The sequence below is a fragment of the Massilia horti genome, assembly GCF_004614195.1.
In the GTDB taxonomy this organism is placed as follows: domain Bacteria; phylum Pseudomonadota; class Gammaproteobacteria; order Burkholderiales; family Burkholderiaceae_D; genus Telluria; species Telluria horti.
This window is the reverse complement of record NZ_SPUM01000047.1, coordinates 157814-177729: the sequence shown is the minus strand read 5'-3', so window position 1 is coordinate 177729 and position 19916 is coordinate 157814. Positions and strand designations below refer to the sequence as shown.

Here is a 19916-nt window from a genome sequence, read left to right as displayed (position 1 = left end):
GGAGAAACAATATATGATTCGTATATGAATCATATAAGGAGAGTGGCATGGGCATCGTGAACATCGATGAAGATTTGCACGATCAAATCCGCAAAGCGAGCGCGGTGTCGTGCCGGTCGATCAATGCGCAAGCGGCCTTCTGGATCAAGATTGGCATGTTGTGCGAACTGAATCCGACGCAGAGTTTCAACGAGATCGTCGCCCGGGAATTGCGAGCCGCGGGCGTTGTGCCGCAAGCTGTCAGGGTGGCTTCGACGTGACCAAGCGACCAGCAGAAATCGCATTGCTGGCGGAATCAGGCAAGTTGCTGGCGGATGTGTTTGGCCATTTGGATCGGTTGAACTTGATCGGCATGTCCACCATGCAGATTAACAATCTGGTCGATGACCTGATCGTCAAGACACTCAATGCACGCCCAGCAAGCAAAGGGCAGTACGGGTATACCTACGCACTTAACTCCTCTCGCAACAACGTGGTTTGCCATGGTGTTCCATCCACGACAGATATCTTGCGAAGCGGGGATATCGTTAATTTCGATATCACGTTAGAGAAAAATGGCTATATCGCTGATTCCAGCAAAACCTACCTTGTTGGCGAGGTAGCGCCGCTGGCTAAACGACTCGTGCAAGTGACCTACGAGGCGATGTGGAAAGGCATCAAGGCCGTTCGTCCAGGCGCCACACTTGGCGATGTGGGGCATGCCATCGAGCGGCACGCTCGGAGAAACGGTTATTCAGTCGTGAGGGAATATTGCGGGCATGGCATTGGGCGTGAAATGCACGAGCCTCCCCAAGTGCTGCATTGGGGAAAGCCGCAAACGGGTCTGGTGCTGCGGGAAGGAATGGTATTCACCATCGAACCGATGATTAACCAAGGACGCCGTGCCGTTCGGACTGAAGAAGATGGCTGGACAGTCGTCACGCGCGATGGGCAACTGTCCGCGCAATTCGAGCATACCGTCGCCGTGACCCGAAACGGCGTGCGGGTCTTAACGTTGCGCCCCGAGGAAAAGATGTTGAACTGAGTGGGCCGCAATCAGTCGCCGACAATGCGCGCCAGCCGCGCCACCGCTTCCTCCAGCCGTTGGTAGGCAGTGGCGTACGACAGGCGCACATGGCGTGTCGGTGCCGCAAAGCCGAAGTCGTCGCCGGGAACGATCGCCACGTGGGCCTGATTGAGCACGGCCATGCTGAAGGCGGCGCTGTCTCCGCTTGCCGGATGGGCGACCTGGCTGATGTCGGCATACACGTAGAACGCGCCGTCCGGCATCACCGGCACCGAAAAGCCCAGCTCACGCAGTTGCGGCACGAGGAAGTCGCGACGGCGCTTGAATTCCAGGCGGCGCTGTTCGTAGACCTCGATAGCATCGTCGCGGAAGCACGCGAGCGCCGCATGCTGTGCAATGGTCGAAGGACAGATGAACAGGTTCTGGGCCAGTTTTTCGAACACCGGCACCAGCGCTTCCGGGACCACCAGCCAGCCCAGGCGCCAGCCGGTCATGCTGAAATACTTGGAGAAGCTGTTGACGGTGATGACGCCGTCGTCGAAGGCGAGGGCGCTCGCCGGCGCACTGTCGTACGACAGGCCCTGGTAGATCTCGTCCACGATGGCAAAGCCGCCGCGCGCGCGGACCGCGGCCAGCATGCCCTGCAGCTGCTGCACCGTCATCGTCGTGCCGGTCGGGTTGGAAGGCGAGGCCACGATCACGCCCCGAGTGCGTTCGTTCCAGTTGGCGGCGACATGGTCCGCGGTCAGCTGGTAGCGTTCTTCGCTGGATGATGGCACCAGCACCGGCGCGCCGCCAAACGCGGAAACGAAATGGCGGTTGCACGGGTAGCAGGGATCGGGCATCAGCACCTGGTCGCCTTCCGCCACCAGCGCCGCGCAGGCCAGCAGCAGCCCGGCCGAGGCGCCGGCGGTGACCACCACGCGGCGCGGATCGACGGCCAGGCCGCAGGCGCGCTGGTAATGAGAGGCGATCGCTTCGCGCAGAGCGGGCAGGCCGAGCGCGTCGGTGTACTGGGTGGCGCCGGCGCGGATCGCGTCCATCGCGGCGGCGGCAACCATGTCGGGCGCGGTGAAATCGGGCTCGCCCACGCTCATGCCGATCACATCAATGCCGGAACGCTTCAATTCGCCCGCGGCCTTGAGCATTTCCATCACCCGGAATGGCTCGATTGCGTGTACCCGCTGCGCTACCTGCAGCGCGCGTGCTGCCTGCCTGTCAAGATTGTTCGATGTGCTGTCTGCCATGTTTTGTTGAGCGTTGCTGCAAGAAGAATCCTGCCATCTTATACGAACGCGGCGGGCGGCGTTTGGCCGCGCTCGCTTCCGATGTGTTCGGCGTTGCGCCCGGAAGTACGGACTAGTGATAAGGTTGTGCGACGTGCTCCACGTCCCACGATGCATGGCAACGCCAATGTACTCGCCACATTTCATCTGGTTGGTGGCGGCACTGTCCGTCGCGGGCATCCTCGCCAAGCCCTTCAACCTGCCGGAAGCGGTATGGGTGGTCGTGGGCGCGGTGGTGCTCTGCCTGAGCGGCCAACTGACGTGGCGCGCAGCGCTTGCCGCCGCCGGCCAGGGAGAAGAGGTCTATTTCTTCCTGGTCGGGATGATGCTGATTGCGGAGCTTGCCCGCGCCTCCGGCCTGTTCGATTACATTGCGGCACTGGCGGTACGCGCCGCCAAAGGGTCGTCGCGGCGCCTGTTTTGCCTGGTGTACCTGGTCGGCATCGCCGTGACAGCCTTCATGTCCAACGATACCGCCGCGGTCGTGCTGACGCCGGCAGTGTTGGCAGCCGGGCGCAAGGCGGGGCTGGGTAAGCCGATGCCGCACCTGTACGCGTGCGCACTCGTCGCCAACGCCGCCAGTTTCCTGTTGCTGATTTCGAATCCGGCAAATCTTGTGGTGTATGACGGACGCATGCCATCCCTTGCGTCGTGGATCGGCCATTTCGGCCCTGCTTCGTGCATGGCCATTGCTGCCACGTTTGCCGCCTTGTATTGGTCCCGACGCAAGGAATTGCGGGAGCCCGTGTCCCGTGACGTGCCAGTCCCCCGATTGGCGTCCGAGGGCAAGCTGGTTGCGATTGGGATTGCTGTCATGGCCGTGCTGCTGCTCGTTGCTTCCGCACTGGGCAGGAGTCTCGGCTGGCCAGCATGCATCGCCGGGGCGGGGGTGTTGGTTGTCGTCGCGCTGCACAAGCCAGGCCTGGCGTGGCCGGTGCTGCGTGGCATTTCGTGGAATATCCTGCCGCTGGTGGCGGGTCTGTTCGTACTGGTGGCGGGGCTTTCCAAGACGGGCATGACGCAGATGCTTGCGCATTGGCTCGATGAGCTGCTGATCAAGTCACCGGTCGCCGGTATCTGGATGAGCGGTATCGTGATCGCGCTGGCGGTCAACCTCGCAAACAATTTGCCGGTCGCGTTCTTCGCCGGCGCCGTCCTGGGTTTGGTCCATGCTTCGCCGCAACTGGCTGGCAGTGTCCTGGTCGGTATCGACCTGGGGCCGAGCCTGTCAGTACCAGGATCGCTGTCGACCGTGTTATGGCTGGCGGCGCTTCAGCAGGAGGGGATCAAGGTCGGGCGCCTGCAATTCTTGCGGGTCGGGGTGCAGGTGATGCCGGTCGCCGTGCTGCTGACCTTGTTTGTTCTTGCAAGCTGGTCGATGCCAGGACGCTAGGCGGCGCGGCGCGCATTCCACTCGCTGCGTGTGATCTGGTAGACCGAGGAGTCGTGGCCGTGCCAGGTTTCCTGCCCTTTGTAACGCATGCCGAGCTTTTCCATCACATGCGCGGAAGCGCGGTTGTCGGGCCGGCAGATTGCGCACACCAGTTCGCCTTGTAGCGTGCCGAACGCATACTCCGCCATGCGCTGCGCTACCTCGGATGCAAAGCCCTGGCCCCACTTGTCGCGGCGAAGGCGCCAGCCCAGCTCGAGCGGGTTGGCCGGGTCCTGACCCAGGTGTTGCACGCCGGCGGCGCCGATCAGTTCACCCGTGGCGCGTTCGAACAGCGACCACCACGAATAGCCGATCGTACGCCAGCGGCCCTGGACCCGCTCGATCATCGCGCGGGTCTCACCCAGCGACTCGGCGCGGCCGGTAATGTAACGCATCACGGCCGGGTCGCTGTTCATCGCATGGAGGCCTTCCAGATGGGCTTCGGCCATCGGTTCCAGCCGCAGGCGCGGTGTTTCCAGGACCGCCATACGCGCTTAATGTTGCGCTTGGTGGGTCGCAGTCAGCCTGCGCATCAGCGGCAGGGCGGCCAGCGCGATCAGGGTGCAGAGTGTGGCCAGGAACCCGAGCTTGTTGAACAGGCTCGTGTAGATCGGCAGGGTCTGCAGCGGGTCGACCATGTCCTTCGGGATGCTGGCCATGTTGGCCACCACGCCGCCCAGGTACTGCGAGATACCGGTCGCGACAAAGTAAGCGCCCATCATGAAACCGCCCATGCGGGCCGGCACGTAGCGTGCAATCATTGCCAGGCCCAGGCCGGAGACCAGCAGTTCGCCCAGCGAGTAGAAGCCGTAACCTGCGACCATGATCCACGACGAGGTCATGCCGCCGACGGCGAACTGGCCGGCCACGCCGTAGGTGAAAAATCCGACGGCGACGGCCGCGAAACCGAGCGCGAACTTGCCGGCGATCGACAGGTCCTTGCCCGAGCGCGCGGCCACGGTGTAGATCCAGGCCAGCACCGGGCTGAGCACCATGATCCAGATCGCGTTCAGGGCCTGGAACTGGGCCGGCGCCCAGGTGAACAGGTGTGCGCCGAAGATCGAGAAGTCGAGATTGACGTTGCGCAGCGCGAACAGCGACAGCGAGGTCGACATCTGCTGGTAGAAGATGAAGAAGAACACGATCTGCAGGGTCAGCACGAGGGCCGCGACCAGGCCGGCGCGTTCGCTCACGACGCTTTTGCGGATCAGGTGGATGAAGATGCCGAGCACGACCACGCCGGCCAGGTAGACGAACATCCGTGCCAGGCTCTGGTATTCCAGGATGACAGCCGAGATGCCGACCGCCACCACGCCGCCGGCGAGCACCGCGGCCAGCTTGCCGTAGTCGAGCGGACGCTCGTCCGGCAGCGAACCGACATGGCGGATCGTCGCGCGCATCAGCATCACGTTGAGCAGGCCGATCACCAGGCCGATGCTGCACACGGCAAACGCGGCGTGCCAGCCGAGGTTCCCGCCCCAGGTGGCGTTGACGTAGTCCTTGATCCAGGGCGTTGCCAGCATCGAGATGGTCGAGCCGACATTTACGGCCATGTAATACATCGTGAAGGCGCTGTCGATTTTCGAATCGTCGCCTTCATAGATCTTGCGCACCAGGTTGGCGGTGTTGGGCTTGAACAGGCCATTGCCGACCACGATCACGCCGAGCGCGCAGAACAGGAACCAGGTGTTCTCGGTCGGCACCGCCATCAGCGCGTAACCGAGGGTCAGGATCATTCCGCCGAGCATCATGCAGCGCTTGGTGCCGAGCACCTTGTCGCCGATCCAGCCGCCGATTGCCGGCGCCACGTAGATCAGCGCCGCGGCGGCGCTCCACACCATGTTGGCGCGGCTGTCTTCAAAGCCGAGGCGCTCGACCATGTAGTACACGATCAGTGCCTGCATGCCGTAGTAGCCGAAGCGTTCCCACAGCTCGATCAGGAAGATGGTGCTGAACGAGCGAGTCTGGGAATAGGGCAGTGCGGCTATGTCGTTTTTCATCAGGGTCCCCATGAATTGTCGTTGTGCGCTGCGCAAACGCCTGGTGGGCGGGCGCGGCAATTCACGGATGCTACGCGACAAGGCGGCGCCGCGCAATCTTGACGTATGCATTGCCTGAGCCAGAGCAGGGGCAAGCGAACGCCCATACGGCGAGCAAGGCCGCCGACGCGCTATGGGAATTGAAATGGGGAGCGAAGCGCCCGGCCGGACAGACCGGGGCAGATTGATCTTTACAAGGAATCAGTTACTTGCATGCGGTGCTTCGTCAATGTGAAGTACCGCCGGAGGACTTGCCGCCGGAGGACTTGCCGCCGCTGGCGGCCGCCGCGTTCGGTGTGCCGGTGCCGGCCGGGGACGAGCTGAAGCCGGTGCCGCCCGTGCCCTTGTTGCTGGTGCCGCCCTCGTCGTTGTAGCCGGTCACGCCGGAGCCGGCGCTGCCTTGCGTCCCCGTGCTGCCGCTGACGCCGGAGCCGTCGTCGGGGGTGCCCTTCACCGAGCTGCAGGCTGCGAGGGCAAGGGTGAGAAGGCCGCCCAGTATCAGGCGGTGCGAATGGTGATTCATGGTCATCTCCTTGATCATGATGACGCCATAATCATTCTGGCTATCCCAGCCAGTATTAAAGAAACGTCGCCCAAAGGGATAGGTGAACGTATGGTTCGGCTGCCGTATTCGCGTGGCTGTCGGCAGCGATTCATTCCGGTCGCGATGTTTTTCGATCGCGATTCATTACGGTCGTATTGGCGCCCCCATGTCATTGCGCGTCGCTGAACCAATACCACTGGCCAGGGAAATTCGCCCAGGCCGGTGGATCGGCGGCGAGCCGCAACGCATGGGGCGCATGCCCGCGAGGAAGCGGGCAATTGCGGTGCTGTCCTGACACCCGGGCGACCGTCCGCAGAGTATATTCAGGAGCGGTTATTGGTAGCCGTCGCCAGACTGGCTGCCCGAGCCGGATTGGCCGCTCGAGCCAGATTGGCCGCTCGAGCCAGACGGGGTGCCTGAGCCAGACTGGTAGCCAGAACCGGATTGACCGGACTGGTCGCCGCCGGACTGGTAGCCGCCACCGGACTGGTAGCCACCGGATTGGGAGCCACCGGACTGGTAGGTGCCGCCGGATTGATAGCCGTATCCGGTTTGGGGCGCGCGCGCTCCGCTGGTGCCGCCCGTGCCCTCAATGTCGCTCGTGATCGTCGAGCCGATACCCGCCGTGCCCCCGGTGTTTTCACGGGCAGTAGGGTTTGAACTGCAGGCCGCCATTGCCACGGACATGATGCCCCCGGCGATGATGTAGAAGATCCTGTTCATGGCCGCTCCCTTTCACGTAAAACGGAATGATCGAGAAATGATCGACTTTTGTGAAAAGCGGGCCAATAGGAGCACCCTGAGTGCTATGTAGGAATAGCCTGATATTGCGGAGCCTTCTCAGCGGTTCGTGCCCGGTATGTCGCGATTGCTGTTGACGCGGTCGTCGATGACGTTGCCAGTGCTCGAGTTGTCGATCACGGGTGGCGGGATGGCGCCGGACTTGACGGGCGTGCTGCCTTCGTCTTCTCCGGTGCTGCTGGACGTGGCGCCGGTGTTGCTGCTGCCCGATGTCTGGTCGGCAGTGGTGCCCGTGCTGCTGCACGCGGACAATGCCAGCACGAGCGCGCCACCCGCGAAGATTGGTTGCAAGATCTGCTTCATGATCGCCTCCGGTGTGTCGTTCACAGTGGTGCAATCATGCGGCCGTCGACGCGAGGGCGCTATAGGATGGGCACGCCAGATCGTGTAGGACGGGTCTAGCGGCCCCGAGGAAACGCCGATCAGAACTGCTCGTCCGGCCGCAGGTAGCGCCACTGTCCTGGCGGCAAATCGCCGAGCTTGACGCGACCGATGCGCACGCGCTTCAAGCCTATCACCTTCAGGCCGACCATATCGCACATGCGGCGGATCTGGCGCTTCTTGCCTTCCTTGAGCACAAAGCGCAACTGGTCGTCGTTCTGCCACGACACCTTGGCCGGCAGCAGCGGTTTGCCGTCCATCCACAGGCCATGGTTCAGCTTCCTGAGCTCGGCGTCAGGCAGCCGTCCGGGCTTGGTGTACTGCACCCGCACCAGGTATTCCTTCTCGATCGAGGTGTCCTCGCCGATCAGCTGCTTGGCGATACGGCCGTCCTGGGTAAGCACGAGCAGGCCGACGGAATCGATATCGAGCCGGCCGGCCGGCACGAGGCTGCGCAGCTGGGTTGGGTGGAAGCGTTCGGGGGATGGGTCGTCGGCCCAGCGGTTTTCGGGCGAGACCAGTGTTACCGCCGGCTTGTAGCCGTCCTCGGCCTGGCCGCTGACATAGCCGACCGGCTTGTTGATGAGGACCGTGACCCGTTTGGACTGCTCGGCCGCGGCCTGGCGCTCGACGGTGATCTTTTGCGATGGCAGTACCTTGCTGCCCAGCTCCGACACCACCTTGCCGTCCACGCGCACCCAGCCACGGGCGATCCATTCGTCCGCCTCGCGGCGGGAACACAGGCCGAGTTCGGACATTCGTTTGGACAGGCGTAAGGGTTCAGTCATAGGGGAAAAAGAAAAAAGTTAGGCTTGAATTTCGTAGAGGCTTACCGGAGGGCGTAGGGTGCGCACCAGTGCGCACGCGGTGCAAAGTGTGCCGAACGTTGGCATTGCCGCAAGCCCACATGCGTTGACCGCGTGCGCACAGGTGCGCACCCTACGTCAGGCGCCGGCCGCGTGTGCAAGTGAACATAAATGCGACACATCAGATTTTCAGCGCGTCCAGCAGATCGGTTTCAAGCTGGACCTGCGCGCGCTGGTTGCGCAGCACCGCGCCGTCGACCAGGAACACGTCCTCGACCCGTTCACCCAGCGTCATGATCTTGGCTGTATGCAGGTTGATGCGGTAGCGGGTGAGCACGCTGCCGATCGAGTACAGCAGGCCGGTGCGGTCGTTGGCGCTGATCGACAGCACGAAGAACTGGCCGCGTTCATCCGGCCGCAAGTCGACCGTGGGCGTGATCGGGAACGTGCGCGACATGCGCGACAACCTTCCACGCGTGGGCGGCGCCAGCGGCGCTTGCGACTGCAACAGCTCGCACAGTTCGTGTTCGATCAGGTTGATGATGTCGCGGTAGTGCCGGGCGAAGGTCTCTTCGGTCACCAAAAACGTGTCGAGCGCGTAGCCGTCCTTGGTGGTATGGATCTTGGCGTCGAGGATCGAAAAGTTCTTGCGGTCGAAGTAGCTGCAGATGCGCGCGAACAGGTCCGGCTGGTCCTTGACGTAGACCGTGACCTGCAGCCCTTCGCCGATCGGCGCCAGGCGCGCCTTGACCACCGGCTTGGCGCCGCCCAGCCGGTTGTACAGGGCCCGCGTCTGCCAGGCGATATCGGTCGCGTCGTGGCGCAAAAAATAAGCCATATCGAGCTGGTCCCACAGCTTTTGGTGGGCGTCGGCGGGCAGGCCGAACAGGCGCAGCGTGGCCAGCGCTTCCTGCTGGCGCGCGCGCAGCTCGCGGTCCGCCGAGTGCGGTTCGCCACCCAGCACGCGCAGCGTCACGCGGTACAGGTCTTCCAGCAGCTTGGCCTTCCACGCGTTCCATACCTTGGGGCTGGTGCCGCGGATGTCGGCCACGGTCAGCAGGTAGAGCGCGGTCAGGTGGCGCTCGTCCTTGACCACGGCGGCAAAGCTGGCGATCACGTCCGGATCCGACAGGTCCTGCTTCTGCGCGACCTGCGACATCGTCAGGTGCTGCTCGACCAGGAACACCACCAGTTCCGTGTCTTCGTTCGATACGCCGTGATCGCTGCAGAACTGCCTCGCATCCAGCATGCCGAGCCGCGAATGATCACCGCCGCGGCCCTTGGCGATGTCGTGGAACAGGGCGGCCACGTAGAGCAGCCAGCGGTCGCGGAAGTTGGCGATCAGCTGGCTGCAGAACGGGTACTCGTGCGCGTGCTCGGGCATCGCGAAGCGGCGCAGGTTACGCACCACCATCAGGATGTGCTGGTCGACTGTGTAGACGTGGAACAGGTCGTGCTGCATCTGGCCGATGATGCGCCGAAAGCTCGGCAGGTAGCGGCCCAGGATGCCCAGTTCGTTCATGCGGCGCAGCGCGTGCACCAGTCCCTGCGGGGCTTTGAGTACGCGCATGAACAGGGCCTTGTTGGCCGGATCGGCGCGAAACGCTTCGTCGATCCGGTGCCGTGCGTGCCACAGGGCGCGCATGGTGCGCGGCGTCATGCCCTTGAGGTCAGGGCGGTCGGTCATCACGGCGAAGATTTCGAGCACGGCCGATGGCGTGGTCTCGAAAGTGTCGTCCTGGCTGATGTCGATGAAGCCGTTCACTTCGTTAAAGCGCGGGTTGATCGGCACCGGCACGATCGGCTGCGGAAACAGGTTTGCCTCGATGTTCTGCAGCAGGATCTTGTTTAACTGGATGACTGTCCGGGCCGCCCAGTAGTAGCGCTGCATCAGGTATTCGCTGGCGCGGCGGGCGTGGACGCCTTCGCCGGTATTGGTCAGCCCGAAGCTCTCGGCGATCGCGGTCTGCACGTCGAAGATCAGGCGGTCTTCGCGCCGGCCGGTCTGCAGGTGCAGGCGGATGCGGATGTCCTTGAACGCGCGTTCCTTTTCCATCAGCTGGCGCGCTTCCTCGCGCGTGACCAGCCCGCGCAGCGCGAACTGGCCCCATGAGTTGGCCAGCCCCGCGGCCTTGGCGACCCACAGGATCACCTGCAGGTCGCGCAGCGCGCCCGGGCTCTCCTTGCAGTTGGGTTCGAGAGCGAATGCCGTGTATTCGTACTTGGCGTGACGCAGGCGCATCTCGGCGGTCTTGGACTGGAAGAAGGCCTGCGGGTCCAGCGCCTCGTGGTAGCGCCGCTGCAGCTGGGCGAACAGGTGCTGGTCGCCGATCACCAGCCGCGCTTCGAGCAGGCTGGTCTGCACCGTGATGTCGGCTGCCGACTCGGTCATGCATTCGTCGACGGTGCGGATGCTGTGGCCGATCTCCAGTCCCAGGTCCCACAGCAGCTGGACCAGGTTTTCGAGCTTTGCCTGGGTGAGCGCGTCCGGCCGGGATTCCAGCAGGATCAGGACGTCGACGTCGGAATAGGGGAACAGCTCGCCGCGGCCGTAACCGCCCACGCCCACCAGGGCCGTGTTATGCGGCAGGCCAGATGCGCGCCAGGCTTCGGCCAGCACCGAATCGACCACGCGGCGCAGGCCGCGCAGTAGCTTTTCGGGCTTGCCGTCTTCCTTGAACGCCTGGATGACGTGCGCCCGCTCGCTCTTGAGCCGCGCCTTGAGCACGGGCGCGAGGCTGGCGGGCGCGGCCAGGGCCATGATTTACGCCGTAAGCTTTACGCCGCCACGGCGCTCTTGTCGGCGACGATCGCCGGCGGCGGCGGCGTGCCTTCGGACTTGGTCAGGATTTCGTAGCCGGTCTCGGTGACGAGCACGGTGTGCTCCCACTGCGCCGACAGGCTGCGGTCCTTGGTCTTGATGGTCCAGCCGTCCGGCATTTCCTTGATTTCGCGGCGGCCGGCGTTGATCATCGGCTCGATCGTGAAGGTCATGCCGGCCTGGAGCTCTACGCCGGCGCCCGGGCGGCCGTAGTGCAGCACCTGCGGCTCCTCGTGGAACACGCGGCCGATGCCGTGCCCGCAGAATTCGCGCACCACGCTGTAGCCCATTTTTTCCGCGTGCTGCTGGATCACGTGGCCGATGTCGCCCAGGTGGGCGCCCGGCTTGACCTTGGAAATGCCCAGCCACATGCATTCGTAGGTGACCTCGGCCAGGCGCCGCGCCTGGATCGACGGTTCGCCGACCAGGAACATGCGGCTGGTGTCGCCGTGGAAGCCGTTCTTGATGACGGTAATGTCAATGTTGACGGAATCGCCACTCTTGAGCACCTTGTCGCCCGGGATGCCGTGGCAGATTACGTCATTGACCGAGGTGCAGATCGCTTTCGGGTAGGGGGTGTAGCCCGGCGGGGCGTAGTTCAGCGGTGCGGGGACCGTGCCTTGTACGTTCACCATGTATTCATGGCACAGGCGATCCAGTTCGCCGGTGGAAACGCCCGGCTTGACGAAAGGTGTGATGTAATCAAGCACCTCGGAGGCCAGGCGGCCGGCCAGGCGCATGCCTTCGATCTCGTCAAGGGTTTTGATGGAAATGGAGGACATATCGGGTCCAATCTGCGAAAAACGTAAGTATCAGTAACACCGGCCCGCGCGAATGGCGGGTTGTGCGAATATCCCCTCCATTATAAGGGATGTCGACTGGCCGTGTGGCCGGGCAGGCAATACCCGGCGACGCTGGCGGAGTAAGCCATGCGCCATGCATACCTGCGCATGAATCAGGGCAGCAGTGGCGCGTCGCTTGAAAAACACCCCGAATCCCGCTAGAATCTCGGGTTGCTTGAATTCATATTCGAGCAGGCTCGAAAAGCCGTTCATTTTTTATTTAAAAATCGCGAATATGGCCGAAAAAGGGTGCCGCACAGGTGACTGGCCATATTCAAGACTTAACCCTGGAGAGTTATATGTCCGTAACGATGCGTGAGATGCTGGAAGCCGGCGTTCACTTTGGCCACCAAACCCGCTTCTGGAACCCGAAGATGGCACCGTTCATCTTTGGTCATCGCAACAAGATCCACATCATCAACCTGGAAAAGACGATGGCGATGTACCAGGACGCGATGAAGACCATCAAGCAGATCGCCGCCAACCGCGGCACGATCCTGCTGGTCGGCACCAAGCGTCAGGCCCGCGACATCATCGCCGCTGAAGCGCAGCGCGCTGGCGTGCCGTACGTCGACCAGCGTTGGCTGGGTGGCATGCTGACCAACTTCAAGACCATCAAGACCTCGATCAAGCGCCTGAAGGACATGGAAGCCGCGATCGAAGACGGTTCGGTTGACAAGATGAGCAAGAAAGACGCGCTGATGTTCAGCCGCGAAATGGCCAAGCTGCAAAAGTCGATCGGCGGCATCAAGGATCTGGGCGGCGTGCCGGACGCGATCTTCGTCGTTGACGTTGGCTACCACAAGGGCGCCATCACCGAAGCTGGCAAGCTGGGCATCCCGGTCATCGGCGTGGTCGATACCAACCACTCGCCGGAAGGTGTGACCCACGTGATCCCGGGTAACGACGACTCGTCCAAGGCAATCACGCTGTACGCGCGCGGCGTTGCTGACGCGATCCTGGAAGGCCGTGCCAACGCCACCAACGAAGTCGTTGAGATGGTCAAGGGCGCTGGCGACGAATTCGTCGAAGTTTCCGAGCAAGCATAAGTCAGGGGCAGGCCACGCGCCTGCCGCTGCATACAAGGGGGCGCCGAGCCTGAAATCGAGCGCCCCTTTTTGTAAGCAAAATATGGCGGGTGGGGCTGTTGGCCGCATCCGCACACCCTGTATACCAAGTTAGGAGAAAAATATGGCAGCGATTACCGCAGCGATGGTTGGCGAACTGCGCGCCAAGACCGACGCCCCGATGATGGAATGCAAAAAAGCACTGACCGAAGCCGATGGCGACATGGCCCGTGCGGAAGAGATCCTGCGCGTCAAGCTGGGCGGCAAGGCATCGAAGGCGGCAGCCCGCATCACCGCCGAAGGCGTGGTGGCAGCTTACATCAATGGCAATGTCGGCGCGCTGGTCGAAGTGAACAGCGAAACCGACTTCGTGGCCAAGAACGACGATTTCCTGAACATGGCTAACCTGGCGGCACGCCTGGTCGCCGAGAACAACCCGGCCGACGTGGCCGCGCTGGCAGCCCTGCCGGTCGATGGCAAGACGTTCGACGACGTGCGTACGGCACTGATCGGTAAAATCGGCGAGAATATGACGGTTCGCCGCTTCCAGCGTTTCGAAACCACCGGCAAGCTGGCTTCCTACCTGCACGGCAACCGTATCGGCGTCATCGTCGACTTCCAGGGTGCTGACGAGCAGGTCGGCAAGGACGTGGCGATGCACATCGCTGCGATGAAGCCGGTTGCGCTGTCGTCGGAGCAAGTGCCGGCTGAACTGATCGAGAAAGAGCGCTCGGTCGCCCAGCTCAAGGCCCAGGAAGATGCCGACAAGGCCGTGGCCGAAGGCAAGCAGCCGCAGTCGCCGGAAATCGTTGCCAAGCGCATCGATGGCTCGGTACAGAAGTACCTGAAGGAAGTGTCGCTGCTGAACCAGCCGTTCGTGAAGAACGACAAGCAGTCGATCGAGCAGATGCTCAAGGCGAACAACACGACGATCAACGGGTTCACCCTGTTCGTGGTCGGCGAAGGCATCGAGAAGAAAGTCGACGACTTTGCCGCCGAGGTTGCGGCTCAGATGGCTGCTTCTAAGCAATAACCGAAAGCGGGCCGCAAGGCCCGTTTTTGCAGGTGCGCGTCCTGCATGGCGGGCGGCCGGAAGAAGCCATGCCGGCCATGCGCACCCTCCATCCGCCCTGGGCGAGATGAGGCCGCCCCGGCGGCTAGACCGAATTCGAATCATCACATAGGAGCCCGCTTCATCATGACCAAACCCGCCTACCAACGTGTACTGCTCAAATTGTCTGGGGAAGCGCTGATGGGCGACGATCCGTATGGCATCAACCGCGCCACCATCGAGCGCATGGTGACCGACGTGGCCGAGGTGGCCGCTCTGGGAGTGCAACTGGCGGTCGTGATTGGCGGCGGCAACATCTTCCGCGGCGTGGCGCCAGGCGCGCAGGGCATGGACCGCGCCACCGCCGACTATATGGGCATGCTGGCCACCGTCATGAACGCGCTGGCGCTGGCCGACGCCATGCGCCAGCAGGGCATCACGGCGCGGGTGATGTCGGCCATCGGGATCGAGCAGGTGGTCGAGCCCTATGTGCGCCCGAAAGCGCTGCAGTACCTGGAAGAGGGCAAGGTCGTGGTGTTCGCGGCCGGCACCGGCAACCCGTTCTTCACCACCGACACCGCGGCCGCGCTGCGCGGATCGGAAGTTTCCGCGGAAATCGTCCTGAAGGCAACCAAGGTCGATGGCGTATATACTGCCGATCCGAAGAAGGACGCGAACGCGACCCGCTACGAGTCGATTTCGTTCGACGAGGCGATCTCGAAGAACCTGCAGGTGATGGATGCGACCGCGTTTGCCCTGTGCCGCGACCAGAAGCTGCCGATCAAGGTGTTCTCGATCGTCAAGCCGGGCGCGCTCAAGCGCGTGATCATGGGTGAAGACGAAGGTACACTGGTACACGTTTAATTTTTTTTAATCGCGGGACAGGCCACGGTGTTTCCGTGCCCTGTCCTCGACACTTTTTGTTAATCGCGGGACAGACCACGGGTTCATCGTGCCCTGTCCCCGACAATTTTTTTAATCGCGGGACAGTCCACGGCTTCATCGTGCCCTGTCCTCGACATTTTGAAAACCAGGAGAGCAGCATGTCCTTAGCTGACGTTAAGAAGAACGCCCAGGACAAGATGGCCAAGTCCATCGACACCCTGAAGGGCGACCTGGCGAAGGTCCGTACCGGCCGCGCCCACACCGGCATCCTCGACCACATCATGGTCGACTACTACGGCTCGCCGACCGCCTTGCCGCAGGTGGCGAACCTGACCCTGATCGACGCGCGCACGATCGGCGTGCAGCCGTGGGAAAAGAAGATGCTGAACGTCATCGAGAAGGCGATCCGCGAATCCGACCTGGGCTTGAATCCGGCTTCGGTGGGTGACATCATCCGTGTACCGACCCCGGCGCTGACCGAAGAGCGCCGCAAGGAAATGGTCAAGCTGGTCAAGAGCGAGGCGGAGGACGCCAAGGTCGCGGTGCGCAACATCCGTCGCGACGCCAATGAGCAGCTCAAGAAAATGGTCAAGGACAAGACCGCGTCGGAAGACGATGAGCGCCGCGCTCAGGACGAGGTGCAGAAGCTGACCGACAAGTTTGTCGCCGAGATCGACAAGCTGGTCGTCGAAAAAGAAAAAGAAATCATGACCGTCTGATCCAGACGACGTAACGGGCCGGGCCCTCGGGCAAGGCCCGTCGCGGACCGGGCGCGGCATTGCCGGGCCCGGTCCGTCCCACTTACGTAATGCCCTTGCCGGCACAGGATTTATGATTTTTAAAAGTTCGACCACCGCTGTACCCGAGACGCCGGCCGTACCGCGCCACATCGCCATCATTATGGATGGCAATGGTCGTTGGGCCACCAAACGCCTGCTGCCGCGCGTGGCCGGCCACGTCAAGGGCGTCGAAGCGGTGCGCGGGGTCGTCGAGGCCTGCGCACTGCGCGGTATCGATTACCTGACCTTGTTCGCATTTTCCTCCGAAAACTGGCGCCGCCCAGAGGAAGAGGTATCGCTGCTGATGCGTCTGTTCGTCACCGCGCTCGAGCGTGAAGTGTCGAAGATGCACGCCAATAACATCCGCCTGAAGGTGGTCGGCGACCTGTCCCGGTTTGACTCCAAGCTGCAGGAAATGATCGCCAATGCCGAGCGCAAGACCGCCAACAACACGCGCCTGACGGTGACCGTGTGCGCCAACTACGGCGGCCGCTGGGACATCATGCAGGCCACCAACAAGATGATCGCGGCCAATCCGGGCGTGACCGCATTTACCGAAGAGATGCTCGCGCCCCACCTGGCGATGGCCTACGCGCCCGAGCCTGACCTGTTCATCCGCACCGGCGGGGAAGAGCGCATCTCCAACTTCCTGCTGTGGCAGCTCGCCTATTCCGAGCTGTATTTCACCGACACGTTCTGGCCCGATTTTTCGAGCGACACGCTGGACGCGGCCATCGCCTCGTACCAGAAGCGCGAGCGCCGCTTCGGCCAGACCGGCGACCAAGTGGCCAAGAAGAAAACCGAATGCTGAAAACGCGCGTCATCACCGCTGTCGTCCTGCTGGCAGTATTGTTGCCAGTTCTATATCTCAACAACTTTACTTTGTTCGCAGTGGTGGCGACGGTGTTTTTCGGCGCCGCGATCTGGGAAAGTTTTCGCCTGTTTAACCCCGGCTCGGCGCGCGCGCTGGTCATCGCGCTGTTCTGGACCGCGGCCTTTGCCTACGGCTTTTTCGTCGCCGGCCCGGCCAGCGCGGTATTCTGGTTCGCGATCAGCGTGCTGATCTGGGCGGTGCGCTGCGCGCCGTCGCTCAAATTCGGGCTGCCGCCGCTGGCCAGCGGTGGTAACACTTTGCTCAGCATCACATACGCGATTGCGATTGTCGGCTGTTTTGCCGCAATCATCGCACTCTTTGTTCATTCGCCGGTCTACCTGCTGTCGGTCATGGCCCTGGTCTGGATCGCCGATATCGGCGCCTACTTTGCCGGCAAGGCTTTTGGCAAGCGCAAGCTGGCGCCTTCGATCTCGCCTGGCAAGTCGTGGGAAGGCGCGATCGGCGGCGCTTGCGCGGTGCTGGTGCTGGCATCGGCGTCGGTGCTGTGCCGCTGCGAGTCGCTGGCTGACACCTTTGCCGTGCGCGCCCAAGCCAAGCTGGGCTGGGCGGCGATGTTGGCGATCCTGGTGGTGATCGTCGCCGCCAGCGTGGTCGGCGACCTCTTCGAATCACAGCTCAAGCGCCGCGCCGGCGTCAAGGACAGCAGCAACCTGCTGCCCGGCCACGGCGGGGTGCTGGACCGGATCGACGCCCTGATCCCGGTATTGCCATTGGCGGCGTTAATCGGCGCCTGGCTGTAGAAGGAGCTTTACATGCAACGCATCACCATTCTTGGCGCCACCGGCTCGATTGGCGCCTCGACCCTCGACGTGCTTGCGCGTCATCCGGAAAAATACCAGGTCCACGCGCTGTCGGCGCATGGCCGCGTGGAACAGCTGGCGGCCCAGTGCCGCGCGTTCCGGCCGGCGCGGGCGGTGGTCGGCAGCGCCGAGGCGGCGCGCCATCTCGCACAACTGATCGCGGACCTGCCCACCGAAGTCGACTATGGCGAACAGGCGCTGTGCGACATCGCGGCGAGCCCGGATACCGACACCGTCATGGCCGCCATCGTCGGCGCCGCCGGTCTGGCGCCCACGCTGGCCGCGGCGCGCGCCGGCAAGAAGGTGCTGCTCGCGAACAAGGAAGCGCTGGTCATGTCCGGCCAGCTGTTCATGGACGCGGTCAAGGAGCACAAGGCGACCCTGCTGCCGATCGACAGCGAACACAACGCGATCTTCCAGTCGCTGCCGCAATCCTACGCGCGCTCGCCCCATGCAGCGGGCGTGGCGCGCATCTTGCTCACCGCCTCGGGCGGCCCGTTCCTGCAGCGCGCGGTCGAGACGCTGGAAGAGGTCACGCCGGAAGAGGCGTGCAAGCACCCGAACTGGGTCATGGGCCGCAAGATTTCGGTCGATTCAGCGACCATGATGAACAAGGGCCTGGAGGTGATCGAGGCGCACTGGCTGTTCGGCGCCCCGGCCGACAAGATCGAGGTGGTGATCCACCCGCAAAGCGTGATCCACTCGATGGTCTCGTACGTGGACGGCTCGGTGCTGGCCCAGCTCGGCAACCCGGACATGCGCACCCCGATCGCGCACGCGCTGGCGTTCCCGCAGCGGATCGAATCGGGCGTGCCGCAGCTGGACCTGACCCAGATGGCCGCGCTTCAGTTCTACCAGCCGGACTTCGCGCGCTTTCCGTGCCTGGCGCTCGCGTTCGATGCGCTGCGCGCCGGCGGCACCGCACCGGCGGTGCTCAACGCGGCCAACGAAGTGGCGGTGCAGGCCTTCCTCGAGCGCCGCATCGGTTTTCGCGACATCGACCGCTTAGTTGCGCGCGTCATGCAAGACATCCCGCATGAAGCGGCGGCGTCGATCGAGGCCGTGATGGCGCAGGACGAGCGCGCGCGCCGCGCCGCCGCGCAGTTCGCGGCCGGCCGCGCCTGACGGACGGAGCTTCGCCGATGAACCTGATACATACAATACTCGCGTTCCTGGTCGCACTGGGATTCTTGATCCTCTTCCACGAGCTCGGACACTACTGGGTAGCGCGCCTGTGCGGCGTGAAGGTGCTGCGCTTTTCGATCGGGATGGGCAAGGTCGTCTGGTCGCGCCGCTTCGGCCCGGACCAGACCGAATGGGCGCTCTCCGCGCTGCCGATCGGCGGCTACGTCAAGATGCTCGATGCGCGCGATCCCAGCACCGCGCCCAAAACCCAGGCCGACTTCGCGCGCGAATTCACCAGCCAGAAGGCCTACAAGCGCATCGCCATCGTCGCCGCCGGCCCGCTGGCCAACTTCATCCTGGCCATCGTGGTGCTCGCCGCGCTCTCGATGCACGGCGTGCAGGAGCCGTCGACGCGCCTGCGCGCGATGCCGGCCACCAGCGCGGCCTACCAGGCCGGGGTGCGCGGCGGCGACACCATCCTTGCTGTCAACGACGAGGCGGTCGCATCGATGCCCGACCTGCGCATGGCGATCGTGGCCGCGGCCGTGGACAAGCGCGAAGCCCGGCTCGAAGTGCGCTCGGAGGGCGGCAATACCTATCGCGCCACGATTCCCGCATCGAAGATCGCGCAGCTGGACGTGGACAGCGACGTATTGGGCGCGCTGGGCATCGCTATGTGGCGCCCGCGGCCGACGGTCGAGCAGGTGATCGCGGGCGGGCCGGCCGAACACGCGGGCCTGGAAAAGGGCGACCTGATCGTGGCGGTGAACGGCAAGGCGCTGCTTGACGGCGTGGACCTGGTTCAAGCGGTGCGCGCATCGAGCGGGCGCACCTTGCAGCTGGAGGTGCAGCGCTCGGGGCGCGATTTCCCGCTTGCGATCACGCCCGAACGCGACGCGTCCGGCCACGGCGTGATCAAGGTGCAGGTCGCGCAGACTCCCGAAATGGTGACGGTCTCCGCGGCCCCGCTCCAGGCGTTCGTGCAAGGCGCCCGCAAGACCTGGGAAACGGCGGTGCTGACCGTCAAGCTGATCGGGAAGATGATCGTCGGCCAGGTCTCGTGGAAGAACGTCAGTGGCCCGATCACGATTGCCGACGTCGCAGGACAGACCGCAAGCGCGGGCGCTACGCCATATTTGCAGTTCATCGCCTTCGTCAGCATCAGTCTGGGCGTAATGAACTTGTTACCAATTCCGGTTCTGGATGGATGGCTTTTGCTGTATTATTCGCTGGAAGTTTTGACCGGGCGGCCTCTGCCTGAACGCTTCGGCGAAGTCGCGCAGCGTGCAGGGGTCGGCCTGCTGTTCATGCTGATGGCGCTCGCCGTCTTCAATGACCTGGCGCGGCTGCTCTGAA

The 19916-nt window shown here is 63.4% G+C and carries 20 protein-coding genes; 11 read left to right on the top strand and 9 right to left on the bottom strand.

What is annotated here, in order from left to right; genetic code table 11:
* Positions 1-47 precede the first annotated feature (47 nt).
* Together E4O92_RS08695 and map (E4O92_RS08690) are read left to right on the top strand one after the other, a co-directional pair.
* Positions 48-260 (top strand): ParD-like family protein, encoded by a 213-nt coding sequence (locus E4O92_RS08695; protein WP_135189372.1) that lies wholly within the window; start codon positions 48-50, stop codon positions 258-260.
* A complete protein-coding gene (gene map, locus E4O92_RS08690) occupies positions 257-1024 on the top strand; it encodes a type I methionyl aminopeptidase (RefSeq protein WP_135189371.1) in 768 nt (255 codons plus the stop codon). Before E4O92_RS08695 ends, map (E4O92_RS08690) begins: the two co-directional genes overlap by 4 nt.
* Before the next feature lie 11 nt (positions 1025-1035).
* Here map (E4O92_RS08690) and E4O92_RS08685 read toward each other — a convergent pair whose 3' ends face one another.
* On the bottom strand, positions 1036-2253 hold the full coding sequence (locus E4O92_RS08685) for a pyridoxal phosphate-dependent aminotransferase (protein ID WP_135189370.1): 1218 nt from the start codon (positions 2251-2253) through the stop codon (positions 1036-1038).
* A gap of 166 nt (positions 2254-2419) precedes the next feature.
* On the opposite strand from E4O92_RS08685, the gene E4O92_RS08680 reads away from it, so the two are divergent.
* Positions 2420-3685, top strand: a complete 1266-nt coding sequence (locus E4O92_RS08680) for an arsenic transporter (protein ID WP_229483178.1) — start codon at positions 2420-2422, stop codon at positions 3683-3685.
* On the opposite strand, the gene E4O92_RS08675 is transcribed toward E4O92_RS08680, so the two are convergent.
* The 8 genes from E4O92_RS08675 to map (E4O92_RS08645) all read right to left on the bottom strand — a co-directional run bounded on the left by E4O92_RS08675 (position 3682) and on the right by map (E4O92_RS08645) (position 11898).
* Positions 3682-4212: a GNAT family N-acetyltransferase gene (locus E4O92_RS08675; RefSeq protein ID WP_135189368.1), complete on the bottom strand. Its 531-nt coding sequence runs from the start codon at positions 4210-4212 to the stop codon at positions 3682-3684. The genes E4O92_RS08680 and E4O92_RS08675 overlap by 4 nt on opposite strands.
* 6 nt (positions 4213-4218) lie before the next feature.
* Positions 4219-5724 carry a peptide MFS transporter gene (locus E4O92_RS08670; RefSeq protein WP_135189367.1) on the bottom strand — a complete coding sequence of 502 codons (1506 nt, stop codon included), beginning with the start codon at positions 5722-5724 and terminating at the stop codon, positions 4219-4221.
* Between the two features lie 265 nt (positions 5725-5989).
* Positions 5990-6286: a hypothetical protein gene (locus tag E4O92_RS24780; protein ID WP_167759738.1), complete on the bottom strand. Its 297-nt coding sequence runs from the start codon at positions 6284-6286 to the stop codon at positions 5990-5992.
* Between the two features lie 354 nt (positions 6287-6640).
* Complete coding sequence (locus E4O92_RS08665) at positions 6641-7030, bottom strand: hypothetical protein (RefSeq protein WP_135189366.1); 390 nt, start codon at positions 7028-7030, stop codon at positions 6641-6643.
* Positions 7031-7147: 117 nt separating this feature from the next.
* Positions 7148-7411 carry a hypothetical protein gene (locus tag E4O92_RS08660; RefSeq protein ID WP_135189365.1) on the bottom strand — a complete coding sequence of 88 codons (264 nt, stop codon included), beginning with the start codon at positions 7409-7411 and terminating at the stop codon, positions 7148-7150.
* Positions 7412-7530: 119 nt separating this feature from the next.
* A complete protein-coding gene (locus tag E4O92_RS08655; protein ID WP_135189364.1) occupies positions 7531-8277 on the bottom strand; it encodes a pseudouridine synthase in 747 nt (248 codons plus the stop codon).
* 199 nt (positions 8278-8476) lie between these two features.
* Positions 8477-11056 carry a [protein-PII] uridylyltransferase gene (locus tag E4O92_RS08650; protein WP_135189363.1) on the bottom strand — a complete coding sequence of 860 codons (2580 nt, stop codon included), beginning with the start codon at positions 11054-11056 and terminating at the stop codon, positions 8477-8479.
* Between the two features lie 17 nt (positions 11057-11073).
* Positions 11074-11898 carry a type I methionyl aminopeptidase gene (map, locus tag E4O92_RS08645; protein WP_135189362.1) on the bottom strand — a complete coding sequence of 275 codons (825 nt, stop codon included), beginning with the start codon at positions 11896-11898 and terminating at the stop codon, positions 11074-11076.
* A 359-nt stretch (positions 11899-12257) separates the two neighbouring features.
* On the opposite strand from map (E4O92_RS08645), the gene rpsB reads away from it, so the two are divergent.
* The 8 genes from rpsB (at position 12258) to rseP (ending at position 19915) form a co-directional block, all read left to right on the top strand.
* Entirely contained in the window at positions 12258-13007 is a 750-nt protein-coding gene (gene rpsB / locus E4O92_RS08640) for a 30S ribosomal protein S2 (protein ID WP_135189361.1), read from the top strand.
* Positions 13008-13149: 142 nt separating this feature from the next.
* Positions 13150-14058 (top strand): translation elongation factor Ts, encoded by a 909-nt coding sequence (gene tsf / locus E4O92_RS08635; RefSeq protein ID WP_135189360.1) that lies wholly within the window; start codon positions 13150-13152, stop codon positions 14056-14058.
* A gap of 165 nt (positions 14059-14223) precedes the next feature.
* Positions 14224-14940, top strand: a complete 717-nt coding sequence (pyrH, locus tag E4O92_RS08630) for a UMP kinase (protein ID WP_135189359.1) — start codon at positions 14224-14226, stop codon at positions 14938-14940.
* A 179-nt stretch (positions 14941-15119) separates the two neighbouring features.
* Positions 15120-15680, top strand: coding sequence for a ribosome recycling factor (gene frr, locus E4O92_RS08625; RefSeq protein ID WP_135189358.1), 561 nt, complete (start codon positions 15120-15122; stop codon positions 15678-15680).
* A 112-nt stretch (positions 15681-15792) separates the two neighbouring features.
* The gene (uppS, locus tag E4O92_RS08620; protein WP_135189357.1) at positions 15793-16551 is read left to right on the top strand and encodes a polyprenyl diphosphate synthase; all 759 of its coding nucleotides are present in this window, start codon (positions 15793-15795) and stop codon (positions 16549-16551) included.
* Positions 16545-17375: a phosphatidate cytidylyltransferase gene (locus E4O92_RS08615; protein ID WP_135189356.1), complete on the top strand. Its 831-nt coding sequence runs from the start codon at positions 16545-16547 to the stop codon at positions 17373-17375. The genes uppS and E4O92_RS08615 overlap by 7 nt, the downstream gene beginning before the upstream one ends.
* A gap of 12 nt (positions 17376-17387) precedes the next feature.
* Positions 17388-18560, top strand: coding sequence for a 1-deoxy-D-xylulose-5-phosphate reductoisomerase (gene ispC / locus E4O92_RS08610; RefSeq protein ID WP_135189355.1), 1173 nt, complete (start codon positions 17388-17390; stop codon positions 18558-18560).
* 17 nt (positions 18561-18577) lie between these two features.
* Positions 18578-19915 (top strand): RIP metalloprotease RseP, encoded by a 1338-nt coding sequence (gene rseP / locus E4O92_RS08605; protein ID WP_135189354.1) that lies wholly within the window; start codon positions 18578-18580, stop codon positions 19913-19915.
* The last annotated feature ends 1 nt before the right edge of the window (position 19916 follow it).